Below are 17,257 nucleotides of genomic sequence, written 5' to 3'. Positions count from 1 at the left end.
TCTCCCCGCTAGCAATTGAAAGTCGGCACATGCCGCGGAACTTTTTCCGCGAGCATTGTTCTTCTCTCCTGGGCGGTCGCGTCGACGTCGATGAGAAACGTCCGTCTGTCTTCCCAACGATGAGGAGACGAAACGTCGCGGCGTTGTTGGTCGAACGAACGACGCCAGCTCAAGAGCGTCTCGTGAGGAATGGACGAACGCCGGCGATATGCAATCGGGAGTTGCGTGCACAATCTGATGGCAGGCTCACGCGACCGAAGCGGCCGGGCCCTGGGAAGCGCAGTTTCTGGAGGTGCCTGCCGTGCCGGACGGAGCGTCGCAGATCCGCAACGTCAATATGTTAGGGGCGCAACGCTATAGCGGGCAAACTGCTGGCACGGCACGGAATTTGCCGCTAAGCACTGGTTAAAGTCTCGTTGATTGAACGGAGTAAGGCCATTCCCATGAAGGATCCCGCGTCGGGCGCCCCGAATGTCATGTTTCTGGTTGAGGTCGTGAATTGCAATGACGGGATTGCATCCTATTGCGAGACCTTGGCCACGGGGCTGCACGCCCGCGGCGTGCAGATCCACCTTGTCTCCGGCATCGTGCGGTCGGACGAGAAGTCCGAATACAAGCGCCAGAAGCTGGCGGCGGCGGTCAAGCAGTGGCACGTCGTTCCCGGACTTCGCAAGCTGCCCTCGCTGTCGATCTTCATGCAGCTCTTGAAGGTGATCCGGGAGAACGACATCACCGTGATCAACGTCCATGGGCTCGGCATGCTGATGTGGGGCAGGCTGCTCTCGCTGCTCACCGGCGCGCGCTGTGTCGCGACCTATCATCCCTCGGTGCTGGGGAACATCGAGAAGGTGCAGAATGCGCCGCAATCGACTTTCAGCCCGGTCCAGATCCTGTTCTTCAACCTGTTCTTTCCGCACACCCTCATCCTGATGTCGGAGGAATCGCTCCGGCATCTCAGACGCTACGTCTTGTTCGGCAAGAACCGGATCGCCAAGGTGTATGGCGGCGTCGATACGGTGCATTTTCGGCCGCCGTCGGATGCCGAGCGCCGCGATGCGCGCGCGAAATTCGGGGTTGCCGAGGGTGAGTTCATGTGCCTGCTGGCGGCCCGTCTCGCCTGGGTGAAGGGCCACGACTTGCTCATCAAGGCGGCGCGCAAGATCCGCGACAGCGCCAGTCCTTCGCCCATCGACATCAAATGCTACTTCGTCGGCAGCGGCGGCGCCGAGCGCGAGAAGGAAATCAAGTCGTTTGCCTTCGCCGACGAGAAGGACAAGGACACGTTCAAGTTCCTCGGGTTCATGGGCGACGTGCGCGAAATTCTCTGGGCCGCCGATGTGTTCGCGCTGCCGAGCCGATTCGAAGGATTCCCGCTCGGCGTCGCCGAGGCCATGGCGACCGGGCTGGTCCCGGTGCGGACCCCGGCAGGAGGCGCTACTGACCAGATCATCGACGGCCAGACCGGCTTCATCGTGCCGTTCGAGGACGTCGACGCGCTCGTGGGTGCGCTCGAAAAGTTGGCCGATCCGGCGGCGCGCGCCGCGCTGTCGCGCAATGCCCTTGCCCGCGCCCAGCAATATTTCGGTGTCGGGCCGATGGTTGACCAGACCCTCAGGATCTACGGTTTGACCGGCGACGCCAGCGGGAATCCGCTGGCCCAGCCGATGCAGGCCTAGTTCGAACTGCGTGCCGAGGCCAGCAGATCGCCTCGCCACGTCACCAGGACGACGGCGAGCCCGGCGAAGGCGATCTTTCCCGCAAGCCAGAGCAGAGAGGCCGACGGAGCTGCCGCGAGCATGGCGATCGCGGCGGCCGCGACGGTCGCTTCCACGATTAACAGCGCCCGCGGCGCAGCGCGGAACCGGATCAGCGGGCCGCTGGCGAAGAGGATGATGAGTGCGGTGGCCAATGCCGCACTCGCGATTTGTCCGGCGACCGATATGTGCAGCAAGGCGCCGATCGACGCCGCCGCCGACACCAGCACCAGCTGGCACGCCGCGACGACCACCAGTCTGGTGGCCGATTTGGTCAGATGCGGCACCACTGCGAGCGTGGCCTGAAGGTGGATGTGGAGGAAGTAGAACACCGCCGCGACCGGCGCTGCGTTGAGAAAATCGACCAGCAGATCGGCCGGGACGAACAGATGCGCCGCATCGGGCAGGAGGCCGATCAGCCCTCCCAGCATCACGATCGTCGCGCAGAGGATGAAGTCGAGCATGCGGGCGGTTGTTCTGCGCGCCTCTTCGTCGACGCCGCGCTCGAACTGGACGACGACATTGGGGTAGCTGACGGTGTGAATGGCGGTCACCAGCACGGAGAACGGGCGCTGCAGAAGGTCGATCGCCATCGAAAAACCGGCGGCTCCCGTCGACGTCCGCCCGAGCGTGGCGATCACGATCAGGCGCAACGTGACGGGGACAGAGAGGTGGATGACGGAGGCGGCCGCGGCCATGATGCCGTATCGGCAGAAATTGCCCCAATCCGTCAGCAGGGCGCGTCGCGACGCCCGCTGTAGCGAGGTGCGATGTACGATCAGGCTCAGCAGAAACACCGCGCCGTAACCCGCGGCGATGCCGCACAGCGTCGCCGCCGCGGTGCCGTAGAGCAGCGCAGCCGCGACGGCGCCGGCCAGCAGCACGCTGGCGCGCAGGATCAGGAGGGCGGATGCGGTCGCCAGCCGGTCGGACACGCGCACGATCATGAAGTACAGGTCGGTGGCGCCCTGTAGCACGGCCATCGCGAGCGCGAGGGCGACGACCCTTGTCTCGAGCGTGCCCACCAGCCCCGCCACGCTGCCGACGAGCAGCAGAACCAGCGCGCTGAGCAGTCCCGCGGCGAACAGCGAGAATCGCAGACGCGCCGCCTCTTCGCCGGAAGCGGCGGCAAGGAAGCGAACGCCGGCCAGTTGCAGCCATTCGAACACGAAGACGCAGAACAACTGGCTCGCCGCCAGCGCCAGCGAAAACGAGGTGTATTGGGCCGGCGAGAGGATATGGCTGACGGCGAAGATCAGAATGATCGCGGACGCACTCTGGTAGATGTAGCTGCCGAATGCGAGCAGGCTGATCATTTCTGGCTACGCGTGAAAGAAAACATGGCGGGATGATTGAAGGCCGTCGGCGGCATCTGCGTCCGGCCCCATTACGCGCGAGGCATGCTGCGGCTGCGCATGAGCTGGTCGTAGACGTTGCGATAGCCGGTGACCACGTCGTCAAAGGCCCATTTGTTGATGCCGGATTTCAATCGTCCGCTCATCTCCACGATTTGCTGGGGAGCCTCGACGATCGCCGAAATGCTCTTGGCGATCGAGTTCGGATCGGGAGACGTCAGCCAGCCGGTCATGCCCGGCTTGATCGCCTCCTGGATGCCGCCGAAGGGCGTGCCGAGCAGGGGCTTGCAGGCGGCCTGGGCATCGGCGACGACGAGCGGGCTTGGATCTTCCCAGACCGAGGGGACGACCACGACGTTCACCTGCTCGTAAAACTGCTTCGGCTGCACGAAGCCGAGAAACTCGATCCGCGCATTCGGGGCGAGCCCCTTGATCTGCTTGCGCTGGCTCTCGGAGGCATGACCCGCGATGACGAGCCGGATCCGCTCAGGCGGGATCGTCGCGATGGCGCGAACGAGATTGTAGATGCCTTTCTCTTCGGTCAGCCGCCCGATGAATCCGAATGTGACGGTGCCGTCGACCATCGCCGTCTCTTCGCTGCCGACGTCGGCCGTCGAGGCGTTTCGAATGACGATCTTCAGCGGTGTCTGCGTGAAGAGACCGAGCCCGGTATGGATGTCGAGAATGCGCTGGCTGACACCGACGACGGCGTCCAGATGTCGCGTCGCCCCGCGGCGGCGAAAGGTCAGGAGCTGGCAGCTCATGCAGCTCGCCTCGCAGGCATGTCCGTCCGAAAAGCGCGAGCAGCGGGGGCAGGTGAGATAGTAGTCGTGAAGCGTGTGCAGGACCGGAATGCCCAGTTCCGCCGCGGTTCGCCACACCGCCGTCGTCAGGCCGGAGAGATTGTTGGAATGCAGGATGTCCGGTTTGAATGCCTTGATCCTGGCCGCGACGAGCTCCGACATCTGCTGCCAGTCCTCGATCGCGTGCCAGATGCCGCGCACGGGCGCGCTGTGCTGCTTGGCGAAGGGGAAGTAGATGTTGTGCACGGGCGCCGAGTATACGTCGATGCCGTTGCAGGTCTCCATCTGCTGGTTCGATACGGACGCGGCACGTATCACTTCCACGCTGTCGTTCTGCCCGACCAGGGTCTCGGCGAGGCGACGGACGAAAGTTTCCGCGCCACCGACCACCTTCGGAGCCAACGGCGTCGGATAGAGTGATGACGTGATAAGGATCTTCATCGAAAAGGTCTGTCCAGCTATCCTGCCAAATGGCTTCTTGAAATCTCCGTTCGGCCTATTGCCGGTTGGTTCGACTGTTATCCAAATAGACGTCCAAATATTGACCTGTCACTGAATCGGCCGAGAACCTCTCGGCAAATCCGGGCTGCGGAGGCCGGGCGAGCTTCCAGCGTGATCTCTCGTTGACGGCCGTCAGCATCAATTCTCCCAGTCGCTTATGATCGTTGGGCTCGTAGGACCCAACCATGTTGGAAAACCCCGCGATCTCGGGAATCCCACCCGCTGTGGAGCAAATAGTTGCCCGGCCCGCGTTGATGCTTTCGATCAACGTCCGGGGCAGCGGCTCCGGCCAGACCGAACTCACCAGGCACACGTCGATGCTGGCATAGAATTCGGCTGCCTTTGCAAAGCCAAGCCATTCGACGTTCCTCCCGCTACGGCTTTTTAGCCCCCGCACGTAATCCTCAAGGCCCTTTCCGGCAATTTTCAGTTGCCATCCCTCGCCGGGGAGCTGCTCGGCGGCTTTTAGTACCACTTCGATACCTTTTTCCGCCTCGATCCGGCCGATGAACCCGAATATCAGGTCATCCGAGCTCGAGGGAGGTGAGGGCACCACGGAGCTTGGATCGGCGATGTTGAAGATGACCCGGCCATCGGTGCCCGGGAAGTATTTCAGCTTGGTGTGCTGGTCGAGCACGAACTGACTGTTCGAGACCACCGCATCGACCATGCGCGAGGCCAGCAGATAGGGAGACGTCATGGCCGCGCAGAGGGTGCAGCGCTGCGCACAGGTCGTGTCCCCGCGAAACAACGTCGAGCGTTTGCAGAGCAGGGAATAATCGCGCAAGGTGTGCACGATCCGGATGTTGCGCCGCCTGGCTTCCGACCACAACGAGACGGAAAATCCGGTGAGGTTGTTGGTGTGGACGACCTCGGGCTTCTCGAGATCGAGAATTTCGGCGAAACGCGCCGCGGACCTGCGATTCCAGGTGTCCTGGAGATGCCACTTCAGGCGCTGGACCGAGGAGGGCTTCCTGTCGTTGCCGAACGGCCAGTAGTCGTTGTCCAGCGGCACCCGGTAGACGCGGACGCCCCTGAGCTCGTCGATGGTGCGATCCTGCTTGTTCTGAAGGCAGACCACGGCAACCTGGTGGCCGCGCTGAACCAGCGCCTCCGCGAGCAGCGACACAGAGACTTCGGCGCCGCCGATGATTTCGGGCGGATAGAGCGTGTTAACGATCAGTATCTTCAAGGATAGCCCCGGATTGCGCAGTACGCCGCAGCGTCATTTCGATGGCCGAATCTCGAAATCCGGCACGGCCGTGCCCTTGACGCTGACAAGCAGGGGCGTCGTCGATAACGCCGTCCAGGCACCAGCGGCAGGGCCCGGTGCTTGCTGACATACATAGCTGATCTCGGCATTCGGTTCCGCATTTTTTAATCGAACCTCGAAGCGCTTCGACGGATTCTCCGACCAAAGCGCCACTTTCGTTTCGGATCCGCTGTCGCTGCGGATCTGCACGACGCCCGGCATCGGCGTGGTTCGCGCCGCCTTCAGGCTCGTGCGGATGAAGGCCCAGCTCTCGCGAATGGAACACACCGCGGGCTTCGGCGAATTGTCGAAATGATAGATGCCGAAATTGTCCTCGAGTTCGCCGGGCTTCGTCCCGCTGTCCTTGAGCTCGTAGAGCCATAACCCCTTGAGCCAGGGACCCGCGGTCGATGCCCAGAGGATGATCTGCGCCATGTTGTCGGCCGAAAGCTGCTCGTTCACACCGCATTTCGCGCTCGGCGTCGGCCAGCCCGTTTCGGTCAGATAGATCGGATAGTCGGGATTGCCGGTCGCCTGTGCGACGCGCTGATGAAAATTTTCCAACCGCTCGATTGCTTCAGTCGCGGTGCGACCGACCGGCGGCAGGCAATGGTTGTAGATGTGGATCGACATGCCGTCCGCGATGCGGGCCACGTCAGTCTTCAAGAGGGCGTCGGTCCATTTCCAGCCCGGATCGTCGCCGAGCGCACCAATCACGAAGGGCGCGGAAGGGGCTGCCTGCTTGACCGCGGGCTGCACCAAATGGGCAAGCGTCACGTAATTTTCGACCGTGAATTGCGGCTCTGCGCGCGCTCTGAGATTGTACTCGTTCCACAATTCGAAGATCGGCTGCCGCGCTGCGACCGCTTGCGCGGCCGCAGCAGCATAGGTGACGAATCTCTGGCGCGCTTCGTCGGTCGTCGGCGGATCGGAGTTCGGGACGAGGTGATGGCCGGCTCCGAGAATGAGCAGCGGGACGCCGCCGCTGGTCCTGATCTGGGTCTCGAGGCGGCCGTTCAGGGCATTGAAGCCGAGCCGCTTGCCGGGCAGCTCGAAATCCGACCAGGGGAAATCGTCCCGGAACGAGGTGACCCCGAGTTCCTTCATCTGCTTGATGGCGGTCGCGGGCACGTAGCCGCGGGCGCTGGTGACGCCACCGAGGCCTTGGTGCGTGCCGACGCCCAGCAGGAAGCGTTGGTCGAGCGGTTGCGCGTTCTGCGCGTTCGCAGGATATGAGAGGCTGGCCGCGGCGCAGAGACCGCACATCAGCATCCGGAAACGACGCAAGGCTCGTTTCCTCTTTTGCTCCGTCACGCTCGTATCCACTCCTGCTCGCGTCAACTCGACAAGGCTAATCCTCTTCTGTGGCCCCAATTGGGTGAGGCGACCTTGTCCGCGCGCCCTCACGGAGCGCGCCGAGTTGGGCTATTTGGAGTTCACGATCACCGTGCTGATGTTGTCCGCATTCGTGGTCGCCGCGTTCAGCGGGTTCATCAGCTTGACGAATTCGGTCGACGGCGATTCCGCCACCGAAATCACGTCATGATCGCGCATCCTGAACGTATCCGCCTGGAACCAGCCGTCGGGCTTGCTCATGTCGAACTTGTAGACGGCGGGGACCGTCTTGGTCGGAAACTGGGATACGTCGACCCCGATACGCTCCAGGAGCGGCTTCGGCTCGAAACGGTAGACGTAGATGGACTTGGAATCCGCACGATTGCCGTCGAGGCCGCCCGCCTTCGCGATAGCTTCAGCCAGCGACATGTTGTCGTTCTCGAACGAGAAGCGGCGATTGTTGGTGCCGCCGATCGAGCCCGGCGACGGCGTCGAGCCGAAAGCCATGTAGACGCGCGGAATGCGGGTCAGGAAGACGACGTCGCCCGGCGCGAGCAGGATGTCCTCGCCGGGGTGGTGCACCACGGTCGACATCGACTCGTTGTAGGTGCGGCCCTCGCGCTTGATCGTGATCGTGCTCTCGTAGGAGGGATATTTCGGGCCGCCGGCGCGCGCGATCGCGCCCATCAGGCGAATGCCGCCGGGGTCGACCGGAAAGCGGAGCGGCGAGTTGACCTCGCCGAGCACGCTGATCTGGTTGCCGCGCTGCTCGGCGACGCTCACGACGGCTTGCGGGTCGATGGCGCGGTCCTTGAGCCGTTCACGGATGATGTTCGAAACGGCGCGCGGTGTCAGCCCGGCCACCTTGATCGATCCGGCGTAGGGAATGTTGATGTTGCCGGACTGGTCGACCTGCTGCCGCGGAATGTCGACGAAGTTGCCCGGCCTCACGCCAGCTTCGCGCGGAATGAACAGGCCGCCCGCCTGCGCCTCGTAGACGGTCACGGTGACGATGTCGCCGATGCCGATCGTGACGTCGCGATAATTGCCGCCGGGAAGACGCGAGAACACCATTCCGGAGGAGTCGGTGAACGCGTTGGTCGCCTGAAGGATCGCCGGATTGACCGGCATCAGGGCATAGGCCAGCGGCGCGCTCTGCTCGGTGACGAGCGCAGCGTTCGTCTGCGTGGCGACGGCATCCGGAGCATCCAAGGGGATGAAGCCCGCGCAACCCGCCAGCGAGATGCCGACTGCAGCCAGCGCCAGGATTCGACTAATCCCGAAATCAAAAGAAAAACGTTCGGTCTTAGCCACCGCTATTCCCTCGCACTCATTAAAATCGGAATCACCGTACCAACCATCGTGCGGGTGAGTCACTGCTGCGTCTTCGCCTTTATGGTAAAGCACTTATGGCTGTGACCTTATTGCAACTTGTGAACCGGGATACACGTCAGAATCGCTGTGCAAAATTTGTGCGCATGGTCCTCTTTTATATGCAGCTCGCAAAATAGACTCGCACATGTCAGATCGATGTCATGATTGAGGCTATGGGCGTTCATTGGAACAGCGTACGGCAGGGATCGCACGCGCGACAATATCGTCGCGAGGCGACGGCACGGTTGAACTTCAAGTGTTGGCGTCAAAGCTGCGATTACCCTGCGTTGTGCTCGTTCTGAATATCGCGGAGGCGCAGAGCGCCGGAGCAGACGTCCCGCGCGGTCCTCTCGCACCGTCCTGGATCGATATTTCTGCGGCAGGATTCCGCCTCCGTTAACGCTCCCACCCGGAAGCCGGCTGCGCGCCGGGATCCGTAAGGTCTTCCTAATCCTGATCCGCCTAGTTGTCGGTCAAACAAGAAGGGAAGGCGAAGACAATGTTGCAAACCGGATCACTGCTGTTCGCAGCCGGGTTTCTCACCTGCGCGATGATGGTTGCCTCCGCAATTGCGTGGTCGTTCTCCGACAACCGTGTGAATGACGGCGAGTTCGCGCAGGGCGATGCCCGCCGGATGGCTTGATCGCGCGGTCGCTAAGACCGCAGATTGTTCGGGAAGTCGGATTGCAGCTTCGCCTGCTGCCCGGATTCGCTTATCCGCACGTGCAGGACGTCGGCATAGACCTGGCTCAGGGTGCGGTGCGTCTGCTCGATGTCGTAGAGGCGGCTGAAGCGCTCATATCCGGCCCGGCCGACCGCAGGCAGGTCCAGCCGGGCTGCGCGTTGAAAACCTTCGACCAGCTTTTCCGCCGAGACCTCGTCGCACAGCACGCCCGTCGTATTGTCTTCGACGATTTCCGGCAGGGCGCCGATGCGGAAGGCGATGATCGGCTTGGCCGCCCGCATGGCCTCGATCGCCACCAGGCCAAACGCCTCCCAGCGTGACGGAATTGCGACCATGTCGGCCTGGTCGAGCTCGGCCTCGATCTGGTTGCGATTCATCCAGCCCAGGAAGGAAACGTTGTCCGGCAGGTCGCTTCGGTGGAATTTGCTGACGACTGAAGCGCCGATCAGGCGCACATCCAGCGTGTCTCCGAGCGCGCGGGCCGCCTCGATGAGGAGGTCATACCCCTTCTGGCGGTCGAGGCGCCCGATGAAGAGGACCTTGATCTTCTCCGACCGCCACGGCGCTGCGCGCGTGTCGAGCACGGGCCGCTGTTTGGAGATCCCGTTATGCACAAGAACGAGGCGGTTCGCCGCGATTCCGACCTGCATCGCATCGGTCCGCTCGCTTTCCGAGATGCACACGATGCGGTGGGTGAATTTCGACAGCACGAGCTCGGTGAACTTCGTGACTTCGCGGCTGAGGCGGCCGGTCTCGCGGCCGAAGGCCCATCCGTGCGGGCAATAGACGATGCGCGAACGCCGATAGGTCAGCCAGAGCACCGGGCGCACCACGAGGCCGGCGAAGGACGAGTGAAGATGAATGACGTCGGGCCGAAACTCCCGGACCGCACGCATCGTCGCAGACAGCATGCGAAACAGGCCGACCGCGTTACGGCCCTCGCGCGGAAACGTGGTGATGGCATCATCCTCGATGTTCACCAGATCGCCACGATGGTCGGACGGAACGACATAGTTGACGTTGCCGCGCCCGAAGCTCGCGCACTGATGCGGATGAAGCTCGTTGAGGTAGGTCGCGATGCCGCCCCTGACCGTTTCGGCGACATGCAGAACTTTCAGGCCGCTGGGCAACGGTCATTCCTTTCTTGGCTTGCAGGCGCCGGATATTGCAGGCGCACGTCTAACGTCTCGAAGCAGCAATATTTGGGCCGCGTCATTGTGCCGGACGGCCGGGTGCGGCGTGGGGGGCGGGTTTGGCGAGGAAATCGAGCATCGCTGCGGCAGACTTGGACCAGGAATATGTCGCCAGACGCTGGCGCTGCTTCTCCTGTTCCGCCGGCGAAATCCTGCCGAGCTCAATTCTTTCGTGCATCCGGGCCGATAGCTCGCCTGCGTTGAGTGGGTCGAAATATACGGCGGCGTCGTCGCAAGTCTCGCGCACGGCAGCGGCGGAACTCGCGATCACCGGACAGGCGAAGTACATAGCCTCCAGGGGAGGTATGCCGAAGCCCTCGTAGAGGCTTGGAAAGACGAACGCGGCAGCTCGAGCGAACAGCGCCGCGATCTCCTCGTCCTTGAGGCGCCCGGCGACGACGACGCCGGTTCTCGATTCCATGGCGCTGCCGCCAAAGACCTTGCTGTTGTCGCCTCCGACCACGACCAGCGGGAAATCGGCGCGGCCAAGCCGCTCGGCGGCGCGAATGGCGGTATCGACATTCTTGTTCTTCGTCATCGAGCCGACGAAGAGGAAGAACCGGTAGGGCGCAAGATGCAGCTTGTCGATGATCGAGAAATCGGGCGCGACGGCGGCGAAGTGCTCTGCGCTGTTGGGAATGACGGGGATCGACGCAGGATCAAGCGACAGCGCCTCGGCAAGTTCGTTGCGTGAAAACGCGGAAACTGTTGCGATCGTTGCTGCGCGTGCCAGCAAATGGCCGAGCGTCCGGTGCAGGGCGAGGTAGCGCCAGCTGAAGAAGTCCGGACGCTTGAAAACTTGCGCATCGTGAATCACGACCAGGTGGTCGCGATGAAGCACGGGACCGGAATTGGCGAGGCTGATGAGGCGCGTGCCGGCGGCCGCGCGGGCCAGATCGATCTGGTCCCACGCGTGCCCCTGCAACGATCCGACTTGCCTGACGTTGATGCGGCGAAGACCGGGAAGCGTCTGCGCGTTCGGCGGCGACAGGACTTGCCACTCTGCGTCCAGGAGTTGTCGCGGCGCCTCTCCGCTCGCCAGCAAACGGTCCATCGCCTTGACGATTTCGGCGGCATAGCGTTGCACGCCGGTTAGCGACTGTGACAGGAACCTGCCGTTGATGGAGAGTTTCAAAGCCGATCTTTTTCTTCGTGGGTGTCTTGTTTTTCGTGGGTGTCTTACGGTCGGTATCTTACGCGAACGTTGCCTCAAGACTGAGCATTCGCGCCGAATATACGATCTATGAGGTGTAACACATGTGGAGCTATCGTCCGAGCATCCTCGCAGGGCGGATAGCATGCGACGATGCATGGCGCCATCATGTTTCCTACACATTTCGATGCGCTTACATGGGGTGCCTGATTTGACGATTGTGGTGATTGTCCAAACCTTGCCTCTCATGTCCTGGTCTGGCATTGCATTCGCGGAATCAACGAGGTGACAAATTTGCGGTCAGTGATCGTTACCGGTGCTGCCGGCTTTATCGGAATGCACGTTTGTGAACGGCTGTTGGCGCGTGGCGAGCAGGTCGTTGGCATCGATGCGCTCACTCCGTATTATGATCCCGCGCTGAAACGTGCGCGCCTCGCAACGCTCGAGCACTGTCCGGGGTTCAGCTTCCACGAGATCGATCTTGCGGACTTCGCCGCGGTGACGCGCGTTTTCGACGAGGTCTCGCCCGATCGCGTCGTGCATCTGGCGGCGCAGCCCGGCGTGCGTGCGTCGATCGACGATCCCATCACCAGCATCCGCGCCAATTGTGACGGCTTTGTCACCGTGCTCGAAGCCGGCCGGCGCCATGGTGTGGCGCATCTCGTCTACGCATCGTCGAGCTCCGTCTACGGCGCCAACCGCACCTTGCCCTATTCGACCGAGCATTCGGTGAACCATCCGGTCAGCCTTTACGCCGCGAGCAAGAAGGCCAACGAACTGATGGCGCACACCTTCGCGCATGTTCACAAGCTGCCGGTGACCGGTCTGCGCTTCTTCACCGTCTACGGTCCGTGGGGCCGGCCCGACATGGCCGCCTGGCTGTTCACGCGCGCGATCTTCGCGAATGAGCCGATCAAGATTTTCAATAATGGCGACATGTGGCGCGACTTCACCTATGTCGACGACATCGTCGAGGGCGTGATCCGCACCCTCGACCGGCCGGCGACACCGAATCCCGCGTGGAACGCGGAAGCGCCGGAAAATTCGTCGAGCTATGCGCCGTATCGCGTCTACAACATCGGCAACAACAGGTCGGTCAAACTGATCGAGTTCGTCGAGACGCTGGAGAAGATCATCGGCAAGCCGGCGATCCGCAAGCTGCTGCCGATGCAGGCGGGCGATGTCCTGGAGACGCGCGCCGACATTTCCGCCCTCCAGCGCGATGTCGGTTTCTCGCCCTCGACATCGATCGCGGACGGCCTTGGCCGCTTCGTCGAATGGTATCGAAAGTACCACGGCGTGTGATCCCGCGATCGTGCCAACGCCGTGTTCCGCACCGGGAGGCCGATGGTTGCGTGCAGCGCACCTGTCGCATATGTCGACTGCATTGCGTGCATGCGGCGCGTTCTAGGAAATGTCCGCCGTTGCCTCGCGCAAAGCGGTGAAGGTTTGTTCGGCAGGTGATGCAGGCTGCCCTAATGTTGGGCGTGCGGTCGGATAGAGAATTGGTCTAGGGTGTTCAGTGGAACATCCGTCGTCAACGGAAAGAGTTTTTCATGCGAATCGCGATGATCGGAACGGGCTATGTGGGACTGGTGTCCGGAGCCTGCTTTGCGGATTTCGGTCACGACGTCACCTGCGTCGACAAGGACGAGAAGAAGATCGCGGCGCTCCATCGCGGCGAGATCCCGATCTACGAGCCCGGGCTCGACGAACTGGTCGCGAGCAACGTCAAGGCCAAGCGGCTCGACTTCACCACCGACCTGTCCAAGCCGGTGGCCGATGCCGATGCCGTCTTCATCGCGGTCGGCACGCCGTCGCGCCGCGGCGACGGGCACGCCGATCTGTCCTATGTCTACGCTGCTGCGCGCGAGATTGCGCAGTCGCTGTCCGGTTTCACCGTCGTGGTGACCAAATCGACCGTTCCGGTCGGCACCGGCGACGAGGTCGAGCGCATCATTCGCGAGACCAATCCGTTAGCCGACGTCGTCGTCGCCTCGAACCCCGAATTCCTGCGCGAGGGCGCGGCGATCCGCGACTTCAAGTTTCCCGATCGCGTCGTGGTCGGCACCTCCGACGAGCGCGGCCGCAAGGTGATGGGCGACATCTATCGCCCGCTGTCGCTGAACCAGGCGCCGCTGATGTTCACGGCGCGCCGCACCGCCGAGATGATCAAATACGCCGCGAACGCGTTCCTCGCGACCAAGATCACCTTCATCAACGAGATCGCGGATCTTTCCGAAAAGGTCGGTGCCAACGTGCAGGAGGTCGCGCGCGGCATTGGCCTGGACAACCGCATCGGCACCAAGTTCCTGCACGCAGGTCCCGGCTTCGGCGGCTCGTGCTTTCCGAAGGACACCAAGGCGTTGATCAAGATCGCGCAGGACTACGACGTGTCCCTGCGCATCGTCGAATCCGTGCTGGCCGTCAACGAGAACCGCAAGCGCGCGATGGCGCGCAAGGTGAGCCAGGTGCTCGGCGGCTCGCTGCGCGGCAAGACCATCGCCGTGCTCGGCCTCACCTTCAAGCCTGACACCGACGACATGCGCGATGCGCCGTCGATCCCGCTGGTGACCGGCCTGATCGACATGGGCGCGAAGGTGAAGGCCTTCGATCCCGTCGGCATGGAGCAGGCCAAGGGCGAGCTGCCCAGCATCACCTATTGCGAGGATGCCTATTCCTGCGCGCAAGGCGCCGATGCGCTCGTCATCGTCACCGAATGGGTCCAGTTCCGCGCGCTGGATCTCGACCGGCTGAAGGCGACCATGGCGCAGCCCATCATCGTCGATCTCCGCAACATCTACCGCCCCGAAGAGATGGAAGCGGCCGGCTTCGTCTATGAGAGCGTCGGGCGGTCGTCTCAGGCCTAGCACGCCGCGGAGAGCTGAGCTTTCGCGACCTTTCGCCCGCCTCGTTCCGAGGCGGGCGAAATAGTCTCCGATGCGATATGATCGGTCACAGAGGCAACGGCGCCCGCCCGTCTGCCTCGCTGCCGCTATGGAGATTGTCATGACCGACGACACGCACACGATCCGCAGCGGTGGGCTGACCGCGACCATCAAGGCGCACGGCGCCGAAATGTGCTCGCTGATGAGCGATGCCGGCATCGAATTCGTCTGGCAGGCCGCACCGGCCTGGCCGCGCCACGCGCCGCTGTTGTTTCCAATCGTCGGGCGTCTTGCCAACGACGAATTACGGCATCGGGGCAAGACATACCGGATGACCCAGCACGGCTTTGCGCGGGATAGCCGCTTCGCGTGGGCGGAGCGCGGCGAGAGCCGCTGTGTGCTGGTGCTCGAAGACAGCGAGACGACGCGTGCGCTCTATCCGTTCGCATTCCGCCTGACGGCCACCTATGCGATCGACGCCGCCGGTCTCGATCTCTCGCTCACGATCGCCAACACCGGCCAGGAGACATTGCCGGCTTCGCTCGGTGGCCATCCCGCGTTCAACTGGCCGCTCCAGCCCGGCGTGCCCAAGGAAGACTATGCGCTGACCTTCGCGGGTGTGGAGCCATTTCCCGTCCGCCGTCTCGACGGCGGCTTGTTGCGCGCGGCAACGGAGCCAAGCCCCGTCAGCGGCACGGTGCTTCCCCTGTCCGAATTCCTGTTCGCCGATGACGCCATCATCTTCGACCGCATCGACAGCCATTCGGTGCGTTATGCGGCCGGGCCGGGCGCATCCAGCGGGCCCTGGCTGAAAATGTCCTGGCGCGGCTTTCGTGAGCTCGGCGTCTGGTCGAAACCATCAGGCGCGCCATTCCTCTGCATCGAGCCATGGCGCGGCTATGCCAGCCCGGCCGGCTTCGACGGCGAGTTCAGCGACAAGCCCGGCCTGATGCATATCGCAGCCGGCGCGGAGGAGCGCTTGTCGTTCCGGATCGAGGTCGCATCGTCCTGAGATCGGTGGCCTTCAGACCTCGATCCGTGTGAGATCCTCGCCGAGCACGACGGGACCCGAATAGTCCTGTCGGACATCCGCGAGCAGCGCGTTCAGCATGGAATCGTCGGTGCGCGGCCGGTGATGGGTCAGCGCGAGTTTCTTCACGCCGGCCTTTGCCGCGACCTTGCCGACCGTGTCGCCGCAGGCGATCGTGAATTTCGCAAGCCGGCGGAGGTGCTCGTTGTTGATCTCCGGCGTCGCGAGAAAGCAGCACTGCACCAGCAGGTCGGCTCCCTCAGCCAGTCGCTCCAGACCGGGGCAGGGGACCGTGTCGCCGGAAATCGCAACGACCTTGCCCTCCGCCTCGAAGCGGTAGCCGAGACACATCCAGCGCGCGAGGAAGGCCGGCGGCATGTCGAGGCCATCGCCATGCGATACGAGCTCGGCGCTGATCTTCCAGCGCCCGGTGTCGAGAACGGGACCCGGCACGATGTCCGTTGCGACGACCGGTTTCCACCCGCCGAAGCTCGGCTCGCCCCGGTCGCGCCAGGTGATGTCCTTGTCGTAGACCTGTGTGACCAGCGTGTTGACCAGCCGTTCGGTATCCGGCGGCCCGTAGATGCGCAGCTCGTCCTTGCGGCCGTGCATCCATGAGTTCAGCATCACATCGTAGAGGTCGCCGATGTGGTCGAAGTGGTGATGGGTGAGAAAGACCGTGTTGATGGCGCCGAGCGGCACGCCGGCCTTGCCGAGCTGCACCACGACGCCGCGGCCTGCGTCGAACAGGATGTTCTCCTCGCCGAGCCTGATCAGCGTGGTCGTCGCCATGCGGCGCGGGTCCGGGCGCGGGCCGCCGGTGCCGAGCAGTATGACTTCCATGGCGCCCACTCCAGCGTCCAGATCCCTTGGTACTTACTTTAGATTTGAAGCCCGCGGCCGGGCAAGCCGCATCGGGTTCCGATGCGCGATCGGCGGTCTTGGGCCGGCTCCCGGGCTCGCGCGAGCCATGGCTGCGCGATGATGCGCGGGATAAGAATTGTGGGCCAATTCATACTTAATGCGTCGAGACTGTGACCAATATTGTTTGGGCAGCACAACACGCCTAGTATTCCAGCAGGCAATTCGGGGGCTCGAACCAGTTGTGAATGTACGTTCACAAGACAGCGCGTTGCGCAACGACTTGAATTTTCAGTCCGGGCCGCAAGCACACAGGATATCCACCATCGTGGCTGATTCCGCACGTCAGGAAGCGCGTCCCGCAGGCCGCGAGCGGCTGATCGTCGTCGAAGACGATCCGGTGACGCGGACGATGCTGGTCGGCTACTTCAGCGAGAACAATTTCGATGTGGTCGGCGCCGGCTCCTGCGCGGAGTGCCGCCAGGCGCTGCGCGGGCGCGCCGACCTCGTCTTCCTCGACGTGCAGTTGCCCGACGGTGACGGCTTCGAGCTCGCCAAGGAAATCCAGGCGACCAGCAACGCGGGCATCATCTTCGTGACCCGCCGCGATACCGACGTCGATCGCATCCTCGGCCTCGAGATCGCCGGCGATCACTACGTCACCAAGCCGATCAATCTGCGCGACCTGCTCGCGCGCGCCCGCAGCGTGCTGCGCCGGCGCTCGATCGACCGCAAGGCGGCGCGCAACCACAATTCGATCGCCTTCGGCGACTGGATCATCGACCTGACGCGGCGCGAGCTGCTCGGCAGCGACGGCAAGCCGGTGTCACTGACGCGCGCCGAGTTCGACCTGCTGGCGGCGCTCGTCGGCGCCGACGGGAGGCCGCTCAGCCGCGACTATCTGATCGAGGTCGTCAGCAACCGCCAGGCCGAGGTCGACATCCGCACGGTTGATGCGCTGGTGGCGCGGCTGCGCCGCAAGCTCGTCGGCAGCGGCACGCCCGTGATCGCGACCGTCACCGGCGTCGGCTACAAGCTCGCGCTCAGCGAACGGCTCTAGCCTCATCCGTCGA

The 17,257-nt window shown here is 63.2% G+C and carries 14 protein-coding genes; 6 read left to right on the top strand and 8 right to left on the bottom strand.

Annotated features, from left to right (window positions below; genetic code table 11):
• The first annotated feature begins 443 nt into the window (after positions 1–443).
• Positions 444–1,676, top strand: a complete 1,233-nt coding sequence (locus BM118_RS23300; RefSeq protein WP_092187821.1) for a glycosyltransferase family 4 protein — start codon at positions 444–446, stop codon at positions 1,674–1,676.
• On the opposite strand, the gene BM118_RS23295 is transcribed toward BM118_RS23300, so the two are convergent.
• The 5 genes from BM118_RS23295 to BM118_RS23275 all read right to left on the bottom strand — a co-directional run bounded on the left by BM118_RS23295 (position 1,673) and on the right by BM118_RS23275 (position 8,314).
• Positions 1,673–3,070 carry a hypothetical protein gene (locus BM118_RS23295; protein WP_092187820.1) on the bottom strand — a complete coding sequence of 466 codons (1,398 nt, stop codon included), beginning with the start codon at positions 3,068–3,070 and terminating at the stop codon, positions 1,673–1,675. The two genes, BM118_RS23300 and BM118_RS23295, sit on opposite strands and share 4 nt — an antisense overlap.
• 71 nt (positions 3,071–3,141) lie before the next feature.
• On the bottom strand, positions 3,142–4,353 hold the full coding sequence (locus BM118_RS23290; protein ID WP_092187819.1) for a glycosyltransferase family 4 protein: 1,212 nt from the start codon (positions 4,351–4,353) through the stop codon (positions 3,142–3,144).
• A 55-nt stretch (positions 4,354–4,408) separates the two neighbouring features.
• Complete coding sequence (locus tag BM118_RS23285) at positions 4,409–5,605, bottom strand: glycosyltransferase family 4 protein (protein ID WP_177234604.1); 1,197 nt, start codon at positions 5,603–5,605, stop codon at positions 4,409–4,411.
• 33 nt (positions 5,606–5,638) lie between these two features.
• Positions 5,639–6,931 carry a glycoside hydrolase 5 family protein gene (locus tag BM118_RS23280; RefSeq protein WP_177234636.1) on the bottom strand — a complete coding sequence of 431 codons (1,293 nt, stop codon included), beginning with the start codon at positions 6,929–6,931 and terminating at the stop codon, positions 5,639–5,641.
• A 159-nt stretch (positions 6,932–7,090) separates the two neighbouring features.
• Complete coding sequence (locus BM118_RS23275; protein ID WP_244550203.1) at positions 7,091–8,314, bottom strand: polysaccharide biosynthesis/export family protein; 1,224 nt, start codon at positions 8,312–8,314, stop codon at positions 7,091–7,093.
• A gap of 526 nt (positions 8,315–8,840) precedes the next feature.
• Between BM118_RS23275 and BM118_RS41595 the strand changes: the two genes are divergently transcribed.
• Positions 8,841–9,017, top strand: a complete 177-nt coding sequence (locus tag BM118_RS41595) for a hypothetical protein (RefSeq protein ID WP_177234560.1) — start codon at positions 8,841–8,843, stop codon at positions 9,015–9,017.
• Positions 9,018–9,028: 11 nt separating this feature from the next.
• Here the strand turns inward: BM118_RS41595 and BM118_RS23270 are convergent, their stop codons facing one another.
• Positions 9,029–10,189, bottom strand: coding sequence for a glycosyltransferase family 4 protein (locus BM118_RS23270; protein ID WP_092187817.1), 1,161 nt, complete (start codon positions 10,187–10,189; stop codon positions 9,029–9,031).
• A gap of 82 nt (positions 10,190–10,271) precedes the next feature.
• Positions 10,272–11,387: a glycosyltransferase family 4 protein gene (locus BM118_RS23265; protein WP_244550220.1), complete on the bottom strand. Its 1,116-nt coding sequence runs from the start codon at positions 11,385–11,387 to the stop codon at positions 10,272–10,274.
• A 312-nt stretch (positions 11,388–11,699) separates the two neighbouring features.
• Between BM118_RS23265 and BM118_RS23260 the strand changes: the two genes are divergently transcribed.
• From BM118_RS23260 to BM118_RS23250, 3 genes are all read left to right on the top strand, one after another.
• Complete coding sequence (locus BM118_RS23260) at positions 11,700–12,710, top strand: NAD-dependent epimerase (RefSeq protein ID WP_177234603.1); 1,011 nt, start codon at positions 11,700–11,702, stop codon at positions 12,708–12,710.
• Positions 12,711–12,961: 251 nt separating this feature from the next.
• The gene (locus BM118_RS23255) at positions 12,962–14,275 is read left to right on the top strand and encodes a UDP-glucose dehydrogenase family protein (RefSeq protein ID WP_092187815.1); all 1,314 of its coding nucleotides are present in this window, start codon (positions 12,962–12,964) and stop codon (positions 14,273–14,275) included.
• Positions 14,276–14,414: 139 nt separating this feature from the next.
• On the top strand, positions 14,415–15,305 hold the full coding sequence (locus BM118_RS23250) for an aldose 1-epimerase family protein (protein WP_177234602.1): 891 nt from the start codon (positions 14,415–14,417) through the stop codon (positions 15,303–15,305).
• Between the two features lie 12 nt (positions 15,306–15,317).
• Here BM118_RS23250 and BM118_RS23245 read toward each other — a convergent pair whose 3' ends face one another.
• Positions 15,318–16,166: an MBL fold metallo-hydrolase gene (locus tag BM118_RS23245; protein ID WP_092187813.1), complete on the bottom strand. Its 849-nt coding sequence runs from the start codon at positions 16,164–16,166 to the stop codon at positions 15,318–15,320.
• A 262-nt stretch (positions 16,167–16,428) separates the two neighbouring features.
• On the opposite strand from BM118_RS23245, the gene BM118_RS23240 reads away from it, so the two are divergent.
• Complete coding sequence (locus BM118_RS23240) at positions 16,429–17,244, top strand: response regulator transcription factor (protein WP_092187812.1); 816 nt, start codon at positions 16,429–16,431, stop codon at positions 17,242–17,244.
• Positions 17,245–17,257 lie beyond the last annotated feature (13 nt).

Source organism: Bradyrhizobium sp. cf659, assembly GCF_900113725.1.
Lineage (GTDB): Bacteria > Pseudomonadota > Alphaproteobacteria > Rhizobiales > Xanthobacteraceae > Bradyrhizobium.
Note: the sequence above shows the minus strand (reverse complement) of the source record. Positions and strands in the feature narration are given on the sequence as shown.